Source organism: Streptococcus infantis (assembly GCF_019929575.1).
GTDB classification, from domain to species: Bacteria; Bacillota; Bacilli; order Lactobacillales; family Streptococcaceae; genus Streptococcus; species Streptococcus infantis_L.
Window position 1 is genome coordinate 155,762 of sequence record NZ_JAHZPU010000001.1, and the last position, 22,608, is coordinate 178,369.

Consider the following 22,608-nt stretch of genomic DNA (forward strand, 5'->3'; position numbering starts at 1 on the left):
ACTCTAAATACTCTTACTAGAAACATCAATTGCTTTCTATATTATACCAAAAACCCTTCGAGAAAGAACTCAGAAAATTTGCTAGTAATTTTGGGAAGTCGATACATACCAAACTATTCTCAGGTTTATAGGTATTCCTTCTCTGATACTCCAATATTTATTGTTCAATTTTCACAGTCTTATCAACCGGTTAAGCGATTACATAGTTTTTTACATAAAAACCATTGTACTATAGTAAATATTGTGATATACTTCACATGTAAAAACATGAGAGGGCAGTTTAAATCTGACTTCCTTGAAAAATTTTCAAGCCAAGCCCCTTTTCCTCTGCACCTCAACGACTAATCAAGGAGGATAGCTATGAAAGCTGTTGTTGTAAATCCAGAAGGCACTGGTGTTGCTATTGAAGAAAAAGTTCTCCGTCCACTCGAAACAGGGGAAGCTCTTGTAGAAGTTGAGTACTGTGGTGTCTGCCACACTGACCTCCACGTTGCACATGGTGACTTTGGTAAAGTTCCAGGACGCGTTCTCGGTCACGAAGGTATCGGTATTGTCAAAGAAGTTGCTCCTGATGTAAAAAGCCTCAAAGTTGGCGACCGTGTCAGCGTAGCTTGGTTCTTTGAAGGCTGTGGTATGTGTGAATACTGTACAACTGGACGCGAAACTCTTTGCCGTACAGTAAAAAATGCTGGCTACTCAGTAGATGGTGGTATGGCTGAACAATGTATCGTAACTGCAGATTATGCTGTTAAGGTTCCAGAAGGGCTCGATCCAGCCCAAGCTTCTTCTATCACTTGTGCCGGTGTTACCACATACAAGGCTATCAAAGAAGCAAAAGTTGAGCCAGGTCAATGGGTTGTCCTCTATGGTGCTGGAGGCCTTGGTAACTTGGCTGTCCAATACGCTAAAAAAGTATTCAACGCTCACGTTATCGCAGTAGATATTAACAACGATAAACTTGCCCTAGCTAAAGAAGTTGGAGCAGATATCGTGATTAACGGTCTTGAAGTCGAAGATGTCCCAGGCCTTATCAAAGAAAAGACAAACGGTGGTGCTCACTCAGCTGTCGTAACAGCTGTATCAAAAGTTGCCTTTAACCAAGCAGTTGACTCTGTTCGTGCAGGCGGTCGTGTAGTAGCTGTCGGTCTCCCATCTGAAATGATGGACCTTAGCATCGTCAAAACAGTTCTTGACGGTATCCAAGTCATCGGTTCTCTCGTTGGAACACGTAAAGATTTGGAAGAAGCCTTCCAATTTGGTGCTGAAGGTCTGGTTGTACCAATCGTTCAAAAACGCCCTGTCGAAGATGCCATTGCTGTCTTTGATGAAATGGCTGCTGGAACCATCCAAGGTCGTATGGTTCTAGACTTTACTCATTAAGATAAATAATAAATGCCAAAACGAGGTAGGACAGAAAATCCCACCTCGTTTTTTTAGCAATAATACTCTTCGAAAATCAAATTCAAACCACGTCAGCTTCGCCTTACCGTACTCAAGTACAGCTTGCGGCTAGCTTCCTAGTTTGCTCTTTGATTTTCATTGAGTATAACATTTTGATACGACAACTAATTGGACTTGGGGCAATTTTTAGACGCCCAAGAGCACTAGTGACGAAAACTTCCTAGTCCCTCCACTTTTTTATATTAAATTTTTTGACCATTTTATAGATGATTTTATAAAAAGTTGATATATCAATATTTGTAAAAATGGAGATTTGAGATTTTTTTCACTCTTTATTATAATTAGTTGCTTTTTTTCTGAAATCGATTTATACTTAAGGAGTCTTAAAGTTTTCTTAAACTACAAGTCAAACATTTTATAAGGAGGAATGACAATAATGAGTATCGGAATCATTATTGCGAGCCACGGTGAATTTGCTGCGGGTATTCATCAGTCAGGATCTATGATCTTTGGTGAACAAGAAAAGGTTCAAGTTGTAACCTTTATGCCAAACGAAGGTCCAGATGATTTATACGCCAAGTTCAACAATGCTGTGGCTGCATTTGACGCAGAAGATGAGGTTCTAGTCTTGGCTGACCTTTGGAGTGGTTCTCCATTTAACCAAGCTAGTCGCGTAATGGGAGAAAATCCTGAGCGTAAATTTGCCATCATCACAGGACTTAACTTGCCGATGTTAATCCAAGCCTACACCGAGCGCCTGATGGATGCTAATGCAGGAGTGGATAAAGTCGCTGCGAACATCATTAAAGAAGCCAAAGATGGCATCAAGGCTCTTCCAGAAGAGCTAAATCCAACTGAGGAAGTTGCAACTGCTGCAGCTGCTCCAGTTGCCCAAGCTGCTATTCCAGAAGGAACAGTTATCGGAGACGGTAAATTGAAAATCAACCTTGCACGTCTTGACACACGTCTCCTTCACGGGCAAGTCGCAACTGCTTGGACACCAGATTCAAAAGCTAACCGTATCATCGTTGCTTCAGATAACGTAGCTAACGACGACCTTCGTAAAGAATTGATCAAACAAGCGGCTCCTAACGGAGTGAAGGCTAACGTTGTTCCAATCAAAAAATTGATTGAGGTTGCTAAAGATCCTCGCTTTGGTGAAACACATGCCCTTATCTTGTTTGAAACACCACAAGATGCCCTTCGTGCTATCGAAGGTGGTGTGCCAATCAAAACTCTTAACGTTGGATCAATGGCTCACTCAACTGGTAAAACAATGGTCAACAACGTATTGTCAATGGACAAAGACGACGTTGCTACATTTGAAAAAATGCGTGACCTCGGTGTTGAATTTGACGTACGTAAAGTTCCAAACGACACTAAAAAAGATTTGTTTGACTTGATTAGCAAAGCTAACATTCAATAATTAACATTAAATAGAAAAGGAATAAAACCATGTCAGATATTTCATTCATTTCTGCTATCTTGGTTGTAGTTGTTGCCTTCCTTGCTGGTCTTGAAGGTATCCTCGACCAATTCCAATTCCACCAACCAATCGTAGCATGTACCCTTATCGGTCTTGTAACTGGTAACCTCGAAGCAGGGGTTATGCTTGGTGGATCACTTCAAATGATTGCCCTTGGTTGGGCAAACATCGGTGCTGCCGTTGCTCCTGACGCTGCCCTTGCCTCTGTTGCCGCAGCAATCATCATGATTAAAGGTGGTAACTTTACTACTGAAGGTATCGCAGTCGCAACTGCAACTGCTATCCCGCTTGCAGTAGCTGGACTTTTCTTGACTATGATTGTTCGTACAATCTCAGTTGGTTTGGTTCACACTGCAGATGCTGCTGCTAAAGAAGGAAATATTGCAGCTGTTGAGCGTGCTCACTACTTTGCCCTTATTCTTCAAGGTCTTCGTATCGCTATTCCTGCAGCCTTCCTTATCGCTATCCCAGCTTCTGCTGTTCAAGACGCTCTTGGTTTAATGCCAGACTGGTTGAACGGTGGTATGGCTGTTGGTGGTGCCATGGTCGTTGCTGTTGGTTACGCTTTGGTTATCAACATGATGGCTACTCGTGAAGTATGGCCATTCTTCGCTATCGGTTTTGCTCTTGCAGCAATCTCTCAATTGACTTTGATTGCCCTTGGTGTAATCGGTGTTGCCCTTGCCTTCATCTACCTCAACCTTTCTAAACAAGGTGGAAACGGTGGCGGAGGAGCTGCAACTTCTAACGACCCAATTGGTGATATCTTAGAAGACTACTAGAAAGGGGAACAATCATGGCTGAAAAAATTCAATTATCAAAATCAGACCGCCAAAAAGTTTGGTGGCGTTCACAATTCCTTCAAGGTTCATGGAACTACGAACGTATGCAAAACTTGGGTTGGGCTTACTCTTTGATCCCAGCTATCAAGAAACTTTACACTACTAAAGAAGACCAAGCTGCTGCTCTTGAGCGTCACCTTGAGTTCTTCAACACTCACCCATACGTAGCTGCTCCAATCATGGGGGTTACTCTTGCACTTGAAGAAGAACGCGCAAACGGTACTGAAATCGATGACGCTGCTATCCAAGGTGTTAAGATCGGTATGATGGGACCTCTTGCTGGTATCGGTGACCCAGTCTTCTGGTTTACAGTTCGTCCTATCCTTGGTGCCCTTGGTGCATCACTTGCTGCAACTGGTAACATCGTTGGACCACTTCTCTTCTTCTTTGGATGGAATGCAATCCGTATGTCATTCCTTTGGTATACACAAGAGTTTGGTTACAAGGCTGGATCTGAAATCACTAAAGACATGTCAGGTGGTATCTTGAAAGACATCACTAAAGGAGCATCTATCCTTGGTATGTTCATCCTTGCTGTTCTTGTACAACGTTGGGTATCAATCAACTTCACTATCAACCTTCCAGGCAAACAATTGTCAGAAGGTGCCTACATCAACTTCCCAGAAGGTGCTGTTACTGGTGGAGAATTGAAGGGTATTCTTGGTCAAGCGCTTAGTGGTATGAGCCTAGATAGCGTTCAACCACAAACACTTCAAGGACAGTTGAACTCATTGATTCCAGGATTGATGGGACTTCTCCTTACTTTCCTTTGCATGTGGTTGCTTAAGAAAAAAGTATCTCCAATCACAATCATCCTTGCCCTCTTTGCAGTTGGTATCGCAGCTCGTTTCTTCGGTATCATGTAATCAGTAAACTTAAAAAAGGAACTAGGTTCTAAAACCTGATTCCTTTTTTCTATGCTTTTATACTCAATGAAAATCAAAGAGCCAACTTGAAAACCAGCTGCAAGTTGCTCAAAGCGCAACTTTGAGGTTGTAGATAAAACTGACGAAGTCAATATCATATATCTACAGCAAGGCGAAGCTGGCACGGTTTAAAGAGATTTGTGTAGAGTATTATTCTGCTAAGGCACCCATTGGATCCCATGGTGCAAGGACGATTGGTTCTGCTTCATAAGCAGCTCGTTCTTCTGCTGTTAATAATTCCTTACGAACAACGATTTGGTAAGTGTATTCGTCCATCCAAGCATCTGAGGCAACAAAGTAACCATCTGCACCGACCTTATCTCCCCATGAGTTTTCAACTTTCCACTTGATTGATTTACCGTTTTCGTCCAAATCAACACCTGTCAAGACCATAGCATGAGTCATCAAGCTTTCGCTGTAGTCCAAACGTCCAGCTTTATCTTGAGTGAGTTGAATGTCCATGCTTGATTCAAAGTCATAAACATCTGTCGCAAGGATCCCTGCCTTACGGTTGCTGAGCTGGCCGACATCTGAACCAAACCAAACAGTTTCTCCTGTTTGCATTTGGGCAATCGCCAATTCTTTCAAGCGTTCCATAGGTACGTTAATGTAGCGAACTTCACGGCTACCAACGACATTTCCCAACATCTCAACTGTGTATGATTTACCGTAAGGTTTATCGGCAGTTGGAGCATTGATCACAGAAACGTAGTCTTCTAGTGGAAGATCAACATATTTCTTGTAAAACTCTTGTGGTGTGATGCCTTTTTCGCTTTGGTAGTTATTATCTTTATCACGATAAGCAAAGTCAAACTGACGTGGTGGAAGCCCTAATGACATGGCAAGGAAGTTAAAGATTTCTTTCAAGAGGTCTTCTTTCTTAGCTTGAACACTTGCTTGATCCGCACCTGAAGCTAATAGGTCACGCAAAATTTGAGCATCTTGACGAAGCAATTTGTTAAGAATGGCGTTGAGCTCACGGCTATTGCTAGATGAAACAGACTCTGGATAAACAGACTTAGGCACGACACCGTATTTCTCAAAGAGAGCTACTACCATATCCCATTGACCACCGTCTTGTTGAGGAGTTTGGAGTAGGAAGCTAACCTTACGGCTCGTCAATTCTTGGTCAGCAGTCGCAATCACTTGCTCCAAGAACCAGTTAGATTTTTCATACTTGTCCCAGAAGAAGGTGTGGGCTTGTGACAATTCAAAGTTTTCAAGTTTGTATTGAGAGATAAGTTTGTGGCGGAAAGTGTTAAGGGCTGCAAACATCCAGCAACGACCAGAAGCCTTCTGGTTAGTGACCTTGTCCTTTGTCAAATCAAGTGAGAAAACAGGTGTATTGTCTACATGACTTTGACGACGCTCTAGGGCTGCAAAAATACCGTTATGGCTAGCTGCATTTTCGATAGCTTGATATTTTACATTTGCTTCATAGTTGGCAAATAATTTATCTGTAAATGATTCTTGAATCGCGTTCATAAAATCCTCCTTTTATTCTACAGTCTATTATAACTCTTTTCACAAAGGAAGCAACCAAAAACTGAAAAAGGCAAGGATATTTTCCTCACATTTTCCTAATATTTCATAATTCTTCTGTCACTAGCTGACACTCTCAAGTAACCCTTCCAGTTCTTTCTTGCTTAAGCGACGCCATTCTCCACGTTTTAAATCCTCATCCAAGGTCAAAGTTCCCATGGTTAAACGTTGCAAGTCTACGACTTCCTTACCACAGTAGGCGACCATACGCTTTACCTGGTGGAATTTCCCTTCTGCAATGGTCACTCGGACCAGGCTTTCTTCCTTATCTCTATCAATAGACACAAGCTCTAGCTTGGCAGGCTGACAGGTAAAATCCTTGAGCGGAATTCCTTGCGCAAATGTCTCAATATCTGCATTTGTCATCATTCCCTTGACCTGCGCCAGATAGATTTTATCCACATGACGTTTGGGTGAAAGAAGAGCATGAGCTAGCTGGCCATCATTGGTCAAGAGTAAGAGTCCATGCGTATCGATATCCAAGCGCCCTACCGGAAAAACTTCCTTGGCACGTGCATAGTCATCCAACAAATCCAAGACTGTCTTGTGCTTCGGATCTTCAGTTGCTGAGATAACTCCTTTGGGCTTGTTCATCATATAGTAAACAAACTCCTCGTAGGCTAGCTTTTGCCCATCAAAGCGAATCTCATCTGTCTCTTCATTAATTTGCAACTTAGCAGATTTTTCTTTCTTACCATTGACCGTCACGCGCCCAGACTTTAGAAAGTTTTTAACCTCTGTCCTGCTACCTATAGCACAGGCAACTAAAAATTTATCTAATCTCATAAAGCTATTATATCATGAAAAAGCATAGATTTATACTCTTCGACAATCTCTTCAAACCACGTCAACTTCACCTTAGATTATATATGTGACTAACTTCGTCAGTCTTATCTATAACCTCAAAGCTGTACTTTGAGCAACCTGCGGCTAGCTTCCTAGTTTGCTCTTTGATTTTCATTGAGTATTAGAACAAAAAAATAAGCCGCCTGATTGGGCGACTTTATTTTATAGGGAGATTATTATGAAAAATTTTTAGGAGTTAAAGTTAAGGTCTTCTTAACTTATGAGATAAGTATACAGCTCCTATCTTAAAGTTTCCTTAAGTTATTTTAAATGTGAGATTTTTCCATTTTTCTCGCCAGTTTTTCTTGGATAAACGCTGTTGATAGAGCTTCATCCGGTCTTGATTTTCTAAAAAATGAGGAGTTGGATGAACCTGAAAGTTCAAAATATCCTCCAAACCATAAGGCGCAAAGAGCTCTAAAGTTGCGTCAGCTTGCAAGCGAAGTCCTACTGCCGTGCAACGTTCAGGATATTTACTCATGGCATCGCAGGAATTTCTATACGGAGGCGTATGGGGACTATGCTGATGCATATAGACTTGATTTTTCAACTCCCATTGGTACTGGGGAAAGTTCTCTCTCAACTTGCTTTCTATAACCAGCGTTTCTTCGTAACTCACATCTGGGTCAAAGAAAATCACATCCACATCCGTTTCACGGTCAAAGGCCGGCTTATCTGACAAGAGATTCCAGATAAAATTTCGGACCGATCCAGCAGCCAACCAAGAATCATTCAACTCCGAGTCACGGATGATGGTCAAAATAGCCATCATGTCAGAATTTTCCCTAAAAGAGTCTAAGATTTCAGCCTTATTTTTCAATGTATTCATACCCTAAATGTTCATAAGCCTTGGCTGTCGCGACCCGTCCTGAACGAGTTCGCATGATAAATCCTTTCTGGATCAGGTAAGGTTCATACATATCCTCAACCGTCTCACGCTCTTCGGCGATATTCACCGAAAGAGTTCCTAGACCGACAGGACCTCCACCGTACATCTCAATCATGGTGCGGAGAATTTTCTGGTCCACATAGTCCAAGCCTTCATGGTCTACATCCAGCATAGTTAAAGCCTTATCCGTAATCACATCATCAATCAAGCCATCGCCCATAATCTGCGCAAAGTCGCGCACGCGCTTGAGGAGACGATTGGCGATACGAGGAGTTCCACGACTACGGAGGGCCAACTCAGCAGCCGCCTCATGAGTGATTTCCATCTCAAAGATATCCGCCGTCCGCTCGACAATCTCTGTCAAGTCGTCATGGGTATAGTATTCCATGTGACCAGTGATTCCAAAACGTGCACGAAGAGGATTTGAAAGCATCCCTGCTCGTGTCGTCGCACCAATCAAGGTAAAAGGAGGCAAGTCTAGATGGACGCTACGGCTAGCTTCCCCTGCTCCAATCATGATATCGATGTAGAAATCTTCCATAGCACTGTAAAGTACCTCTTCTACTGACATGGGCAAGCGATGAATCTCGTCGATAAAGAGCACATCTCCTGGCTCCAAGTCATTCAAAATCGCTACCAAATCACCGGCTTTTTCGATAACGGGACCAGACGTCTGCTTGAGATTGACTCCCAGTTCATTGGCAATGACAAAAGCCATGGTTGTTTTCCCGAGACCTGGAGGGCCAAACAAAAGAACATGGTCCAGCGCCTCATCACGCATTTTTGCTGCTTCGATAAAGATTTGAAGCTGATCCTTGACCTTATCTTGTCCGATATATTCACGTAAATATTGGGGACGGAGGGTACGTTCTACCAACTCCTCATCGCCCATGATTTCATTATCTAAAATTCTACTCATGCTCCTATTATAGCAAAAATCCGGCCTACAAACAAAAAAGCCACCGAATTTGGTGGCTTCTTTAGGGAGATTATTATGAAAAAGAAAAGTTTAGGATTTCTATTAAATAAAGTTAGGAGGTCTTTACTTAATGGTTACATGATACATGAGTAAACTTAAAGTTAACTTAAGATAAAAGAATTATTTTAATTTTTTCTTGCTAGAAACCTTAACCAAGACTAGCCAAAGCAGAAAAGTTAGGAGGCAGATACTCAACACTATTAAGTATGTTTCTTCCTTTGTTAAAAGGTCCTGCCAATTAAGCCGGATTCCTAATTTTTCTTGAAACTCTTCTAATAGGCTACTATTCCCCATAAATGTAGTTTCTAATTGCTCCTTCATTAAGACCTGTCTATAGAGAGAAGCAAGATAGGTAGCCGGTGTGCACTTCATGAGAATTTGAGCGAAGTTAGGAAGAATTCCCATTGGTACATAAGTTCCTACTAAAAATCCTGAAGCTGTACCTACAATGGTAGCCAATTTACCTAGACTATCTACTGACTGGAAATGGTAAACCAAGAGTGCATTTACCAATGTTGAAAGGAGACTACTTAGCAGCATGATTAAACTTATTTCAAATAGCTTACTCATAGCTGGAATTTCTTGAAAATAAAGGCTCATAACAATAAGCATAAAGGCTTGCATAACAAAGGAAATGATAAGGCTACTAATAAGATAAGACAGTTGCAAGCCCCAGCTCCCTAAGTCTGTCAAAAAGAGATCCTGATCCACTTGATTTTCACGGTCTTGTACCATCTGGGTCAAAGCTGTAAAACTGGTTGTAATCCCAGTCACAGCCAAGGTTCCACCCATCAGCCAGTTATTTAATAGACTCTTATTATCAGGAAGTTGGGACCAGGCATCCATCAAATTTTTCTGCAAAAAAATGATATAAAGTAGAAAGGAAATCAAAGCTCCTAGTAATGAGAAAAAGACTCCTGAACGATTACGAAAATACAACAAAAATCACGTTTTAATAAGGCTAACATCAGCGCACCTCTCTTCCTGTAAGGGCTATGAAGGCATCATCCATAGTTCCTGGACGAAATTCAAAGCCAGCAATCTTCTCACGAACTTGGGTCAAATAATCAATAGCTTCCAATTGGTTCTCGGGATAAAGACTATACTCAAACTCATTTTCTTTTTCCACAGGCATATTTTTAGGTAAGAATTTCTCCACTTGCTTGTCTTTAAAATAAATTTTTAAAAGATTGGAAGCGTACTCACTTTTAATCTCAGCAGCAGAACCTTGGGCAATAACCTTTCCATTATCTATAATATAAAGTTGATCTGCCTCATCTGCTTCATCCAGATAATGAGTCGTTAAGATAATAGTCATCCCTTCATATCTTTGTAGACGATACAATAAATCCCAAATGGATTTGCGAGTCTGAATATCTAGTCCAGTCGTAGGCTCATCTAGAAATAAAATATCGGGATTGGATAGGAGAGCCCGAGCAATGTCAACTCGACGTTTCTGTCCTCCTGATAAAGTTCCATAAAGTTGTTTCTGAAAAGCAGTCAACCCTAGTTGATTGATTAAATCTTCCACACGACCACCTTTAGTCCCCTTATACTGCTGGGCTCGAATGGTTAGGTTTTCTTTGACTGTCAACTTTTCATCCAATACACTTGCTTGAAAAACAACTCCAATCCTAGTATTGGGCGCATAGATGATTTGACCATTAGTAGCTCGTTTAAGTCCGATTAACATTGAAATCGTGGTCGATTTGCCAGCCCCATTAGGTCCTAAGATTGCGTTAAAACTTCCTTTTTTAAACTCTAAATTTATATCTTTTACTGCTGTATGGTCTCCATAGTTCTTAGTGAGGCCTTTTGCTTGTAAAATCATATTTCCTTCCTCCTTTTTACACCTTCAGTTTAACAAAAAGGAAAAAGAAAAAATATAGTTTGGTACTATGTGGTCAAAATGGATGATTATGTGGTCAATTCTACCTTAAAACTTCTGCATTTGAACATAAAAAAAGCCACCTGATTTGGTGGCTTCTTTAGGGAGATTATTATGAAAAAGAAAAGTTTAGGATTTCTATTAAATAAAGTTAGGAGGTCTTTACTTAATGATTACATGATACATGAGTAAACTTAAAGTTAACTTAAGATAAAAGAATTATTTAAATTTTTTTCGATCCACCCAAATCATTCCTGTACAATCATAAGTAGATAAGGTTTCAAACCCCAGAGAACGGTAAAAAGCCAAGTTTTTTTCTGTCTGTTCAGTCGCTAGTTGTATTTGATAGGCATCCTTATAGTCAGCTAAGGCTTCTTTCATCAAGTTACTACCAATTCCTTGGCGCTGATAGCTAGGCAAAACAATCAAATCCTGGACAAAAACGGATGAAAAACCGTCTCCAACCAGACGCACTAAACCAACGATTTCCTTACCATCACGAGCAACATAAATAGCCAATGAGTGAGCTAAAGATTGCTCCAGCATCTGAGTTTGATTTGTATAGTTTGTCCAACCAACTGCCTGATAGAGATGTAAAATGTCATCAATTGAAACAGATGATTTTTTTGTAATCTTAATCATATCAAACCTTCCTAACATTCTCGTAGAGATTTAATCTGATGGCCATATTCATCAAAATTATCTGGCTTCAGCCATGCTTCAAAACGAGCCTTAACCCTTGGCCAGTCCTTATCGATCATCGACAGCCAATCCGTATCTCTGGTGCGACCTTTATAGATAACAGCTTGACGGAAAGTACCTTCGTAGATAAATCCCAAACGTTCTGCTGCTTTTCTAGAAGGTAGATTTAATGCATCACATTTCCACTCATAACGACGATAATTGAGTTCTTCAAAGACATAACGAGCTAGCAAATAGTGAGCTTCTGTTCCCATCTTGGTCTGTTTGAGAGCCGGAGAAAAGGTCACCACGCCAACTTCTATTACTCGGTTATTCTGGTCAATGCGCATGAGAGAGAAAGTTCCCAATGCCTTGCCCGTTGCCTTGTCTATTATCGCATAGTAAAAACGGTCCTTACAAGCTAACATCTGATTTAAAAGGCTGACCAGTTCCTCCATATCTGCCACTGGCTCCTGAAAGAGATAGGTCCACATCTCTCGAGGAGTATCTGGACCATAAACAACCAGCAAATCCTCCGCATGCTTTTCTACTGACAAAGCTTCGATAATCGTATACTGTCCTTCTATCCGTACAAGTGAGGGCAAAACTCCGGGTGTGTCGTCTACAGGTTCACCAATCATCTGACCATATTCATTTACTGGCATAACTTTCTCCTTGTCTCACTCTTATAAGTATAAAGATGTGAATAGTATATCACATCTCACAGGTAATATTCAAAAAATCCTCCAGAACTTAGCTCTGAAGGACTTTTAAATTTATTTTGTTACGATATTTACAAGCTTATTAGGTACACTAATTACTTTCATGATTTCTTTGCCATCAATCTCTGCTTTGACTTTTTCGTCAGCCAGAGCAATTTCTTGCAATTCTTCGCGTGAAAGGTCTTTAGCGACCATGAGTTTAGCACGGACTTTTCCTTTGATTTGAACGACGATTTCGATTTCGTCCTCAACCAATTTGCTTTCGTCCCATGTTGGCCAAGCTACATAAGAGATAGACTCGCCTGTTGCTGCGACTGTTTGCCAGAGTTCTTCTGCCAAGTGAGGCGCAAATGGGGCGATCAACTGGATAAAGCCTTTGGCATAGTCAATATAGAGCTTTTCTTCCTTGTTAGCCGCGTTAACAAAGACCATGAGCTGGGCAATGGCTGTGTTGAATTTCATGGACTCGATTTGCTCTGTGACAGCTTTAACGGTTTCGTTATAAACCTTGTCTAGAGCGCCATTGTTTTCCGCAATGATTTCTTTACTTGTAATCAAACGGTAAACACGGTCAAGGAATTTACGACTTCCTTCCAGACCTTCTTCAGACCAAGCGATGGAAGCATCAAGTGGTCCCATGAACATTTCATAGACACGAAGGGTATCAGCACCGTATTGTTCCACCACATCGTCTGGGTTAACCACGTTCTTGAGGGATTTAGACATCTTGGCTGGTGCTTGCTCCAATTCTTCTCCTGTTTCCACATGGAAGAAAGAACCATCACGTTTTTCAACCTTATCAGTTGCCACGAGAGCACCACGGTGGTCACGGTAGCTAGTTCCCAAGATCATTCCTTGGTTAAAGAGTTTTTGGAATGGCTCCTTAGTTGGTACAACACCAAGGTCATAGAGGAATTTATGCCAGAAACGAGCGTAAAGCAAGTGAAGTACGGCGTGTTCTGCACCACCTACGTAGATATCTACTGGCAACCATTGTTTGAGGAGATCCTCGTCAGCCAATTTCTCTGTGTTGTGTGGATCGATATAGCGGAGGTAGTACCAGCTTGAACCTGCCCATTGTGGCATAGTATTAGTCTCACGACGACCTTTGACACCATCCTCACGAGTCACTTCAAGCCAGTCTGTCAAGTTAGCCAATGGGCTTTCACCAGTACCTGAAGGGCGAATGTCCTTGGTTACTGGCAAGACAAGTGGCAATTCACTTTCTGGAACAGCTGTTGAAGTCCCATCTTCCCAATGAATGATTGGGATTGGTTCACCCCAGTAACGTTGACGGCTAAAGAGCCAGTCGCGGAGACGGTAGGTCACCTTTTCTTGACCAAAGCCTTTTTCTTCTAACCAAGCCACAATTTTAGCAATGGCGTCTTCTTTGTTGAGACCGTTCAAGAAGTCAGAGTTGACGTGAAGGCCATCTTCTGTGTAGGCAGCCTCTTCAACGTTTCCACCTTCCAAGACTTCTACGATTGGAAGACCAAACTGTTTAGCAAATTCCCAGTCACGCTCATCATGGGCAGGTACGGCCATAACAGCACCTGTACCGTAGCTGGCAAGAACATAGTCCGCAATCCAGATTGGAATTTCTTTGCCATTGACAGGGTTAATCGCATAAGCACCAGTCCAAACCCCTGTTTTTTCCTTGGCAAGGTCTGTACGAGCCAAGTCTGACTTGAGGCTTGCTTGATGCTTGTAGTCCGCTACAGCCTCAGCTTGTTCAGGTGTCGTGATGGCATCTACTAGTTCATGTTCAGGCGCCAAAACAGTGAAGGTCGCACCGAAAAGAGTATCTGGACGAGTCGTAAAGACGGTAAATTCCTTGTCAGTTCCTTTTACTTTGAAGGTGACATTGGCACCAGTTGATTTCCCAATCCAGTTTCGTTGCATGTCCTTGATAGATTCTGGCCAATCCAACTCATCCAAGTCGTTGAGCAAGCGCTCTGCATAAGCCGTAATTTTAAGCATCCATTGGCGCATTGGTTTGCGGACAACTGGATAGCCACCACGCTCAGAAGTTCCGTCAGGAAGCACTTCTTCGTTGGCGATAGCTGTTCCTAGTTCCTCAACCCAGTTGACTGGTACTTCTGCTTCATAAGCTAAACCTTTTTCGTAAAGCTTAGTGAAGATCCACTGCGTCCACTTGTAGTAGTTCGGATCGGTTGTATTTACTTCACGGTCCCAGTCGTAAGAAAATCCAAGGGCATTGATTTGGCGCTTGAAGTTGGCAATGTTTTCCGCTGTAAAGTCAGCTGGATCATTACCAGTATCCATAGCGTATTGCTCTGCTGGCAAACCAAAAGCATCCCATCCCATTGGGTGAAGGACATTATAGCCTTGCGCACGTTTGAAACGGCTAAGGATATCTGTCGCAGTATAACCTTCTGGGTGTCCTACGTGAAGACCCGCTCCAGATGGGTAAGGAAACATGTCAAGCGCATAAAACTTCGGTTTTGAAGCATCTGTTCCTGTCTTAAATGTGTGATGGTCAGCCCAGTATTTTTGCCACTTAGGCTCAATTTCTTTATGATTGTAAAAACTCATAGTGTCTCTCCAATTTTCGTGATGCTCCTATTATACCATTTTTAGGGGAAATATTGTTCTCCTTTTCGTGTTTTTTATCGTTTCGCACTTTGAACACGAGGCTATTCTACAAAACAATTTCTAAAAATTCTCCAGTATCTATCATTTACCATTCAATTAATTCTTCATAAATAATATAGATGCATGATAGTGCTTTTTATGGTAAAATATAGGAAAGTGCTTTCTCAGAAGGAGGAAAACATGAACAAACAAACCATCGCTGTTTTAGGGCCTGGTTCTTGGGGTACTGCTCTGTCACAAGTTTTAAATGACAATGGACACGAAGTTCGTATCTGGGGAAATATTCCTGACCAAATTGACGAAATCAATACACAACATACTAACAAACGCTATTTTAAGGATACTGTATTAGACGAAAAGATTGTTGCCTACCATGATTTAGCAGAAGTCTTGAAGGGCGTTGACGCTGTTTTGTTCGTAGTTCCAACTAAGGTGACAAGATTGGTAGCTCAACAAGTAGCTGCTGTTTTGGACCATAAAGTCGTCATTATGCATGCTTCAAAAGGTCTCGAGCCAAATAGTCACAAACGTCTTTCGACCATTCTTGAAGAAGAAATCCCTCAAGAGTTCCGCAGTGAAATTGTGGTTGTATCTGGTCCTAGTCACGCAGAAGAAACAATTGTACGCGACATCACCTTGATTACTGCTGCTTCTAAAGATTTACAAACAGCTCAATATGTTCAAAAACTCTTTAGCAACCACTACTTCCGCCTTTATACCAATACAGATGTCATCGGAGTAGAAACGGCTGGTGCTCTTAAAAATATCATTGCTGTTGGTGCAGGTGCCCTGCATGGACTTGGCTTTGGAGACAATGCAAAAGCTGCCATTATCACGCGCGGGCTTGCAGAAATTACTCGATTGGGTGTTCAACTTGGAGCAAATCCACTGACTTATAGCGGACTTTCAGGGGTTGGGGATTTAATCGTTACCGGAACTTCTGTCCACTCACGCAACTGGCGAGCTGGAGATGCTCTTGGACGTGGAGAAGCCTTAGCTGATATCGAAGCCAATATGGGAATGGTCATCGAAGGAATTTCAACAACCAAAGCAGCCTACGAGTTGGCACAAGAGCTAGGAGTTTATATGCCTATCACCCAGGCTATCTACCAAGTTATTTATGAAAATGTTAATATCAAAGATGCTGTTTCTGAACTCATGAGTAACGAGTTCAAGGCAGAGAACGAGTGGTCTTAATCACCGTTAGAAAGGAAGCTCATGAAGCAAAAAGTTAGAAAAGCCGTTATCCCTGCTGCAGGTCTTGGAACTCGTTTCCTACCTGCTACTAAAGCTTTGGCCAAAGAAATGTTGCCAATCGTCGATAAACCAACTATTCAATTCATCGTTGAAGAAGCTCTCAAGTCTGGAATTGAGGATATTCTTGTTGTCACAGGGAAATCAAAACGTTCGATCGAAGACCACTTTGACTCAAACTTTGAGCTAGAATACAACCTCAAGGAAAAAGGAAAAACAGATCTCTTGAAACTAGTTGATGAAACGACTGGTATGCGCCTTCACTTCATCCGTCAAACACACCCACGTGGACTCGGAGATGCTGTCTTACAAGCCAAAGCTTTCGTCGGAAACGAACCTTTTGTGGTCATGCTTGGAGATGACCTCATGGATATCACTGATGACAAAGCTATTCCATTGACCAAGCAACTCATGAACGATTATGAGAAAACTCATGCTTCTACTATCGCCGTAATGCCTGTCCCACATGAAGAAGTTTCTTCATACGGTGTCATCGCTCCTCAAGGTGAAGGAAATGACGGTCTTTACAGTGTTGAAACCTTTGTTGAAAAACCAGCACCTGAAGACGCACCAAGTGATCTAGCCATTATTGGCCGTTATCTCCTCACACCAGAGATTTTCGGCATCCTCGAAAGTCAAAAACCTGGTGCAGGAAATGAAATCCAGCTAACAGATGCTATCGATACACTCAACAAAACTCAACGTGTATTCGCCCGTGAATTTAAAGGTTCACGTTATGACGTTGGAGATAAGTTTGGATTTATGAAGACTTCCATCGAATACGCTCTTAAACATCCACAAGTCAAAGACCACTTGAAGGACTACTTGATTGATCTTGGGAAAGAACTCTCAGGAGAAAAATAAACAATTTGTCAAACAGTCAGATTTAGCTTAAATCTGGCTGTTTTCAATGTCTGAATTTCAAGATCCAATCCCTATCTAAAGCCCTGTTCTAAGCCTAATTTCTTGCAAGAGACGCTTTTATGGTATAATAATAAAGAGTGAGGAATTCTATGAACAAACATGTAACAAGAATAAAACAAAAAGGACTGGCCTTACTTCGGTCTCTAAAATTAACAGCTTCTAAAATGAAGGCAAAGAAAAAGAGTGGAAAAAACTCTAAGAAGAAAAAGAAAACTCAAACACCCTTCGATATCTGGACTGTATTTGCCAAGATTTTACTTGGTATAAAAGCAACTTTTAACACACTTTTCATCCTAGCTTTTATTGGTGGTCTCCTTGGAACAGGGATTGCCTTTGGTTATGCTGTTTCTCTCTTTGATCAGGTTAGTGTCCCTCAAACAGAGGATTTGATCAAGCAGGTCAATAATATTTCATCCATCTCTGAAATCCGCTATGCAGATGGTTCCATGATTAGCGCTATCGAAAGCGACCTCCTTCGGACATCTGTATCATCAGATGCCATTTCAGATAACCTCAAGCAAGCTATCATTGCAACCGAGGATGAACACTTTGCAGAGCACAATGGTATCGTTCCTAAAGCGGTTATTCGTGCCAGCCTAGGAAAGTTCATCGGACTTGGTTCTTCCAGTGGGGGATCTACCCTAACACAACAGCTCATCAAACAACAAGTAGTTGGTGATGCTCCTACGCTTGCTCGTAAGGCCAGTGAAATCGTGGATGCCTTAGCCTTGGAAAGAGCCATGAGCAAGGACGAAATTTTAACCACTTATCTCAACGTTGCTCCTTTTGGGCGCAATAACAAGGGACAAAATATTGCAGGTGCTCAACAAGCTGCCAAAGGGATTTTTGGAGTGGATGCCAATCAGCTAACGATTCCCCAAGCAGCATTCTTAGCAGGCTTGCCACAAAGTCCTATTTCCTACTCACCTTATGAGTCTACGGGTGAGATGAAGAGTGAAGAAGATATTGAACTTGGTATCAAGCGCTCAAAAGATGTTCTCTACAATATGTATCGAACAGGGGTCCTCAGCCAGGAAGACTATGAAACCTACAAGGCTTATGACATTAAGCAAGATTTCTTGCCAGCAGAAAATGCCAGCGTTACCTCTAAAGGCTTCCTCTACTTCACTGCACTCGATGAAGCTACCAAGATTATGTATGATTATCTGGTGCAAAAGGACAATGTTTCTGACCAAGAACTACAGAACGAATCTATCCGAAAATCTTATCAAGAATTAGCTGAAAAAGCAATCCAAAACGGTGGTTACCGAATTACAACTACCATCGATAAAACGATTCATACTGCTATGCAAAATGCCGTAACAAACTACGGATACCTTCTAAATGATAGCTCGGGTCAACCTGAAGTTGGGAATGTCTTGATGGACAATCAAACTGGGGCAATTTTAGGTTTTGTAGGTGGACGAGATTATCAGACCAATCAAAACAATCACGCCTTCGATACCAAACGTTCCCCGGCCTCCACTACCAAGCCACTCTTGGCCTACGGTATTGCTATCGACCAAGGGCTTATGGGAAGTGCTAGCATCCTCTCAAACTATCCAACAAACTTCTCTAACGGAACTCCGATCATGCATGTCAACAGTCCTGGAACAGCCATGATAGACCTTAAAGAAGCTCTCAACTATTCTTGGAACATCCCAGCCTACTGGACCTACAGAATGCTCCGTGAAAAAGGGGTTGACGTCCGTTCTTATATGGAAAAAATGGGATATGAAATCCCAGAATATGGCATTGAAAGTCTTCCAATGGGAGGAGGAATTGAAGTTACTGTAGCCCAGCACACCAATGGCTACCAAACGCTAGCTAACAATGGTACCTATCATAAGAAATACATGATCTCAAAAATTGAGAAAACGAGTGGTGAGGTTCTCTATGAACATCAGGCTAAACCCATCCAAGTTTACTCTAAAGCTACTGCAACCATTATGCAGAGTTTGCTAAGAGATGTGCTTTCATCTCGAGTCACTACAAGTTTCCAAACGGATCTGACTTCTATCAATTCCAATCTAGCAGGTGCTGACTGGATCGGAAAAACTGGTACAACCAATGAAGAAGGGGATATGTGGCTAATGGTCTCTACTCCAAGATTAACCCTTGGAGGCTGGGTTGGACATGACGATAACAGTTCTCTAGCCCAGGGAGCATACTACCGCAATGCAAAATACATGGCTCATCTGGTAAATGCCATCCAGCAAGCATCTCCCTCTGCTTGGGGTTCAGAACGCTTTAGCCTTGATTCAAGTGTCACTTCTTCTCAAGTCCTTAAGTCGACTGGGCAGAAGCCTGGTAAGGTCACTATCAACGGTAAAGAGATTGAAGTAACTGGAGAAACTGTAACCAGTTATTGGGCGAAGCAAGCTAGCGCTCCAACTACTAGTTATAAATTTGCTATTGGCGGAAGTGATGCTGATTACCAAAGTGCTTGGAATACTATTTTGGGAAGTTTACCAAAATCATCTAATTCCAACAATAACAACTCAAACAACAATAATCGAAACAATAATAGCAACAACAATAATAGTAATAACGGTAATAGTAACAATAATAACGGTAATAGTAACAACAATAACAATAATAACAACAATAACGGTAATAATAATAGCACTAACCAACATCGATAAGTTTCTTACCGATAGGAGAGCGAGAAATGATGATTCTCGCTCTCTTTTTTCTTTTTCTCATTCATGGTACAATAGTTTCATGAATCACTATCAAAAGAATATATTTAAAGGAACCATTTATTCTCTCCTATCTGGATTAATTTGGGGTATTTGTGGTATTTTAGGAGAATTCTTCTTTACCCATTATCAAGTCTCCTCTGGTTGGATTACTTCCATGCGTCTACTCATCGCAGGTAGTTTCGTAATCGTCTTATCTAGCCTTAAACTCCGGTCCCAGCTCTTCGATATCTGGAAAAATCGAAGCAATTACCTTCCTTTCCTTGCCTATGCTATCTTAGGAATCTTCTCCGTCCAGTTTTTCTTTTATCTCTGTGTGGAGTATTCAAACGCTACAACTGCAACCATCCTCCAATTTATCAGCCCCATCTTTATACTTCTATATAATCGCATCATCTACAAGAAAAAAGCTTCTAAAAGTGCCATTTTATATGTCTTGATCGCTATGGTTGGTGTCTTTTTGATGGCTACCAAAGGCGATTTGTCTAAGTTATCCATCACTCCTCTGGCCTTGTTGACGGGACTTCTCAGTGCCCTAGGTGTTATGTTCAATGTCATCTTACCCCAACCCTTTGCTAAAAAATACGGTTTCGTTCCAACTGTTGGCTGGGGAATGATTATCGCTGGGATTTTTAGTAATTTTCTCTACCCCGTTTATAAGATTAGCTTCCAGGTTGATGCCATCAGTATCTGCATCTGTTTGGCCATTGCCTTTTTAGGAACTGCCTTTGCCTTCTTCCTATCCATGAAGGCTGTCTCGCTCGTCTCTCCCTTGGTGGTGTCAGTCGTCAGCGCTAGCGAACCTTTATCATCTGCCATTCTAAGCGTTCTCTTTCTAGGTTTAGTCTTGGATGGCTATCTACTACTAGCTATGATTTTGATAATCATCCCAATGATTTTTCTATCCATTGAAGAATCAAAAAACAAACTGAAAGAATCTTCTTTTAACACTTAAGGCTTCAATTTTGGAGCCTTTTTTGGTAGAATAGTAAGCATTATAAAGAATGAGGAGACACCTATGACTGCTACGAAAATGAATGCACAAGAAATTATCCAATTTATCGCAAATGCCGAGAAAAAGACAAGTGTAAAAGTGACCTTTGAAGGACAACTTGCTGGAGCTATCCCTGCTTCTGTTACCAAGCTTGGAAATGTTCTCTTTGGAGACTGGAAAGATATCGCTCCACTTCTTGAGGGCCTTACAGAAAACAAGGACTATGTTGTTGAACAAGACGCTCGCAACTCTGCTGTACCTCTCCTTGATAAACGTGACATCAATGCTCGTATCGAGCCAGGCGCTATCATCCGTGACCAGGTTGAGATTGGCGACAACGCTGTTATCATGATGGGGGCTGTTATCAATATCGGTGCTGAAATCGGTGCTGGCACTATGATTGATATGGGAGCTATTCTGGGTGGACGTGCTATTGTCGGTAAAAATAGTCACGTAGGTGCCGGCGCTGTTCTTGCAGGTGTGATTGAACCAGCCAGCGCTGAACCTGTTCGTGTCGGTGACAATGTACTCATCGGTGCTAACGCTGTGGTCATCGAAGGTGTTCAAATCGGTAGCGGTTCTGTTGTTGCGGCAGGTGCCATTGTCACTCAAGATGTTCCAGAAAACGTTGTGGTGGCTGGTGTTCCAGCTCGTGTTATCAAAGAAATCGACAGCCAAACCCAACAAAAAACAGCGCTAGAAGATGCGCTTCGCACCTTGTAATGAGTAACAGAGGCGGAAACCTTTCCAGCCTCTTTATCGTATCAATAGAAGGAAATTAGATATGTTAGATTTGATTCAAACTCGACGCGATCTTCACCAAATTCCTGAGATCGGTTTAGAAGAATTCAAGACTCACGCTTATTTGCTCAATGTCATTGAGAAATTAACAGCTGGTAAGGATTTTGTTCAGATTCGCACTTGGCGAACAGGTATTTTAGTGTATTTACAGGGAAGTCAACCGAAACGAACGATCGGTTGGCGGACAGATATCGATGGACTCCCAATCGTTGAACAAACAGGCCTACCCTTTGCCTCTCAGCACCCAGACCGTATGCATGCTTGTGGGCACGATTTTCATATGACTATTGCCCTCGGGAGTCTAGAACGTGCATTGGAAAAGCAGCCAAAAAACAACCTCCTCCTTCTCTTTCAACCTGCAGAAGAAAATGAAGCAGGGGGTATGCTCATGTATGAAGATGATGCTTTTGGAGACTGGTTGCCTGACCAATTCTATGGACTTCATGTTCGTCCGGACTTAAAAGTTGGACAGATTGCGACCAATACCCATACACTTTTTGCTGGAACATGTGAAGTTAAGATTCGCTTTAAGGGTAAAGGCGGTCATGCTGCCTTTCCACACCAAGCCAACGACGCTCTGGTTGCAGCTAGCTATTTTGTGACACAAGTTCAGTCGGTCGTCAGCCGCAATGTCGATCCTATCGAGGGGGCTGTCGTTACTTTCGGTGTCTTTCAAGCTGGAACAACCAACAATGTCATCGCTGATACAGCCTTCTTGCATGGAACCATCCGAGCTCTTACACACAGTATGAGTCTCTTGGTTCAGAAACGTGTCAAAGCCATCGCTGAGGGCGTAGCAGCTGCTTTTGATATGGATGTGGAGATTGAACTCAAGCAGGGAGGTTATTTGCCAGTCGAAAACAACCCTGAACTAGCCCGTGAATTGATGAATTTCTTTGATGAAAAAGAGGAAATTGAACTCATCGATATCGAACCTGCCATGACAGGGGAGGACTTTGGTTATCTTCTCTCTAAGGTTCCTGGCGTCATGTTCTGGCTAGGTATTGATAGTCCCTATGCCCTTCATCATCCAAAGATGAGTCCTAAGGAAGAAGCTCTAGCTGTCGGTGTCGATGCTGTATCAAGCTTCTTGGCCAAGAAAGCTGCGGAGTAAA

General features: G+C 42.0%; 18 protein-coding genes and 1 pseudogene. 10 read left to right on the forward strand and 9 right to left on the reverse strand.

Annotated elements, in window-relative coordinates:
- Positions 1-360: 360 nt before the first annotated feature.
- From adhP to K1I67_RS00900, 4 genes are all read left to right on the forward strand, one after another.
- Complete coding sequence (gene adhP, locus K1I67_RS00885) at positions 361-1,380, forward strand: alcohol dehydrogenase AdhP (RefSeq protein ID WP_223338393.1); 1,020 nt, start codon at positions 361-363, stop codon at positions 1,378-1,380.
- A 457-nt stretch (positions 1,381-1,837) separates the two neighbouring features.
- A complete protein-coding gene (locus tag K1I67_RS00890) occupies positions 1,838-2,827 on the forward strand; it encodes a PTS sugar transporter subunit IIB (RefSeq protein ID WP_223338394.1) in 990 nt (329 codons plus the stop codon).
- 29 nt (positions 2,828-2,856) lie between these two features.
- Positions 2,857-3,669 carry a PTS mannose/fructose/sorbose transporter subunit IIC gene (locus K1I67_RS00895; RefSeq protein WP_223338395.1) on the forward strand — a complete coding sequence of 271 codons (813 nt, stop codon included), beginning with the start codon at positions 2,857-2,859 and terminating at the stop codon, positions 3,667-3,669.
- Between the two features lie 14 nt (positions 3,670-3,683).
- Positions 3,684-4,595 (forward strand): PTS system mannose/fructose/sorbose family transporter subunit IID, encoded by a 912-nt coding sequence (locus tag K1I67_RS00900; RefSeq protein ID WP_049502678.1) that lies wholly within the window; start codon positions 3,684-3,686, stop codon positions 4,593-4,595.
- Positions 4,596-4,805: 210 nt separating this feature from the next.
- Here K1I67_RS00900 and pepC read toward each other — a convergent pair whose 3' ends face one another.
- From pepC to leuS, 9 genes and pseudogenes are all read right to left on the reverse strand, one after another.
- A complete protein-coding gene (gene pepC, locus K1I67_RS00905) occupies positions 4,806-6,140 on the reverse strand; it encodes an aminopeptidase C (protein WP_223338396.1) in 1,335 nt (444 codons plus the stop codon).
- Between the two features lie 120 nt (positions 6,141-6,260).
- Positions 6,261-6,983 (reverse strand): pseudouridine synthase, encoded by a 723-nt coding sequence (locus tag K1I67_RS00910; protein ID WP_223338397.1) that lies wholly within the window; start codon positions 6,981-6,983, stop codon positions 6,261-6,263.
- A 316-nt stretch (positions 6,984-7,299) separates the two neighbouring features.
- Positions 7,300-7,872: a nucleotidyltransferase family protein gene (locus K1I67_RS00915; RefSeq protein WP_223338398.1), complete on the reverse strand. Its 573-nt coding sequence runs from the start codon at positions 7,870-7,872 to the stop codon at positions 7,300-7,302.
- Positions 7,853-8,851, reverse strand: coding sequence for a Holliday junction branch migration DNA helicase RuvB (ruvB, locus tag K1I67_RS00920; RefSeq protein WP_317628362.1), 999 nt, complete (start codon positions 8,849-8,851; stop codon positions 7,853-7,855). The genes K1I67_RS00915 and ruvB overlap by 20 nt, the downstream gene beginning before the upstream one ends.
- A gap of 180 nt (positions 8,852-9,031) precedes the next feature.
- Positions 9,032-9,879 (reverse strand): annotated as a pseudogene (locus K1I67_RS00925) (ABC transporter permease).
- Positions 9,879-10,742, reverse strand: coding sequence for an ABC transporter ATP-binding protein (locus K1I67_RS00930; protein WP_223338400.1), 864 nt, complete (start codon positions 10,740-10,742; stop codon positions 9,879-9,881). Before K1I67_RS00930 ends, K1I67_RS00925 begins: the two are co-directional and overlap by 1 nt.
- Before the next feature lie 276 nt (positions 10,743-11,018).
- Positions 11,019-11,441 (reverse strand): GNAT family N-acetyltransferase, encoded by a 423-nt coding sequence (locus tag K1I67_RS00935; RefSeq protein ID WP_223338401.1) that lies wholly within the window; start codon positions 11,439-11,441, stop codon positions 11,019-11,021.
- Between the two features lie 11 nt (positions 11,442-11,452).
- A complete protein-coding gene (locus K1I67_RS00940) occupies positions 11,453-12,145 on the reverse strand; it encodes a GNAT family N-acetyltransferase (RefSeq protein ID WP_223338402.1) in 693 nt (230 codons plus the stop codon).
- A 111-nt stretch (positions 12,146-12,256) separates the two neighbouring features.
- Positions 12,257-14,758 (reverse strand): leucine--tRNA ligase, encoded by a 2,502-nt coding sequence (leuS, locus tag K1I67_RS00945; RefSeq protein WP_223338403.1) that lies wholly within the window; start codon positions 14,756-14,758, stop codon positions 12,257-12,259.
- Between the two features lie 240 nt (positions 14,759-14,998).
- Here leuS and K1I67_RS00950 point away from each other — a divergent pair, with 240 nt between their 5' ends.
- From K1I67_RS00950 to K1I67_RS00975, 6 genes are all read left to right on the forward strand, one after another.
- The gene (locus K1I67_RS00950) at positions 14,999-16,015 is read left to right on the forward strand and encodes an NAD(P)H-dependent glycerol-3-phosphate dehydrogenase (RefSeq protein ID WP_223338404.1); all 1,017 of its coding nucleotides are present in this window, start codon (positions 14,999-15,001) and stop codon (positions 16,013-16,015) included.
- Between the two features lie 21 nt (positions 16,016-16,036).
- Complete coding sequence (galU, locus tag K1I67_RS00955; RefSeq protein ID WP_075227072.1) at positions 16,037-16,936, forward strand: UTP--glucose-1-phosphate uridylyltransferase GalU; 900 nt, start codon at positions 16,037-16,039, stop codon at positions 16,934-16,936.
- Between the two features lie 149 nt (positions 16,937-17,085).
- Entirely contained in the window at positions 17,086-19,641 is a 2,556-nt protein-coding gene (gene pbp1b, locus K1I67_RS00960; RefSeq protein WP_223338405.1) for a penicillin-binding protein PBP1B, read from the forward strand.
- 79 nt (positions 19,642-19,720) lie between these two features.
- A complete protein-coding gene (locus K1I67_RS00965) occupies positions 19,721-20,653 on the forward strand; it encodes a DMT family transporter (RefSeq protein ID WP_223338406.1) in 933 nt (310 codons plus the stop codon).
- 63 nt (positions 20,654-20,716) lie between these two features.
- A complete protein-coding gene (dapD, locus tag K1I67_RS00970; RefSeq protein ID WP_049496951.1) occupies positions 20,717-21,415 on the forward strand; it encodes a 2,3,4,5-tetrahydropyridine-2,6-dicarboxylate N-acetyltransferase in 699 nt (232 codons plus the stop codon).
- Positions 21,416-21,476: 61 nt separating this feature from the next.
- Positions 21,477-22,607 carry an N-acetyldiaminopimelate deacetylase gene (locus K1I67_RS00975; protein ID WP_223338407.1) on the forward strand — a complete coding sequence of 377 codons (1,131 nt, stop codon included), beginning with the start codon at positions 21,477-21,479 and terminating at the stop codon, positions 22,605-22,607.
- Position 22,608 lies beyond the last annotated feature (1 nt).

Coding starts and splice junctions, on each gene's coding strand:
- adhP (WP_223338393.1), top strand. CDS start 361: ATGAAAGCTGTTGTTGTAAATCCAGAAGGCACTGGTGTTGCTATTGAA.
- K1I67_RS00890 (WP_223338394.1), top strand. CDS start 1,838: ATGAGTATCGGAATCATTATTGCGAGCCACGGTGAATTTGCTGCGGGT.
- K1I67_RS00895 (WP_223338395.1), top strand. CDS start 2,857: ATGTCAGATATTTCATTCATTTCTGCTATCTTGGTTGTAGTTGTTGCC.
- K1I67_RS00900 (WP_049502678.1), top strand. CDS start 3,684: ATGGCTGAAAAAATTCAATTATCAAAATCAGACCGCCAAAAAGTTTGG.
- pepC (WP_223338396.1), bottom strand. CDS start 6,140: ATGAACGCGATTCAAGAATCATTTACAGATAAATTATTTGCCAACTAT.
- K1I67_RS00910 (WP_223338397.1), bottom strand. CDS start 6,983: ATGAGATTAGATAAATTTTTAGTTGCCTGTGCTATAGGTAGCAGGACA.
- K1I67_RS00915 (WP_223338398.1), bottom strand. CDS start 7,872: ATGAATACATTGAAAAATAAGGCTGAAATCTTAGACTCTTTTAGGGAA.
- ruvB (WP_317628362.1), bottom strand. CDS start 8,851: ATGAGTAGAATTTTAGATAATGAAATCATGGGCGATGAGGAGTTGGTA.
- K1I67_RS00930 (WP_223338400.1), bottom strand. CDS start 10,742: ATGATTTTACAAGCAAAAGGCCTCACTAAGAACTATGGAGACCATACA.
- K1I67_RS00935 (WP_223338401.1), bottom strand. CDS start 11,441: ATGATTAAGATTACAAAAAAATCATCTGTTTCAATTGATGACATTTTA.
- K1I67_RS00940 (WP_223338402.1), bottom strand. CDS start 12,145: ATGCCAGTAAATGAATATGGTCAGATGATTGGTGAACCTGTAGACGAC.
- leuS (WP_223338403.1), bottom strand. CDS start 14,758: ATGAGTTTTTACAATCATAAAGAAATTGAGCCTAAGTGGCAAAAATAC.
- K1I67_RS00950 (WP_223338404.1), top strand. CDS start 14,999: ATGAACAAACAAACCATCGCTGTTTTAGGGCCTGGTTCTTGGGGTACT.
- galU (WP_075227072.1), top strand. CDS start 16,037: ATGAAGCAAAAAGTTAGAAAAGCCGTTATCCCTGCTGCAGGTCTTGGA.
- pbp1b (WP_223338405.1), top strand. CDS start 17,086: ATGAACAAACATGTAACAAGAATAAAACAAAAAGGACTGGCCTTACTT.
- K1I67_RS00965 (WP_223338406.1), top strand. CDS start 19,721: ATGAATCACTATCAAAAGAATATATTTAAAGGAACCATTTATTCTCTC.
- dapD (WP_049496951.1), top strand. CDS start 20,717: ATGACTGCTACGAAAATGAATGCACAAGAAATTATCCAATTTATCGCA.
- K1I67_RS00975 (WP_223338407.1), top strand. CDS start 21,477: ATGTTAGATTTGATTCAAACTCGACGCGATCTTCACCAAATTCCTGAG.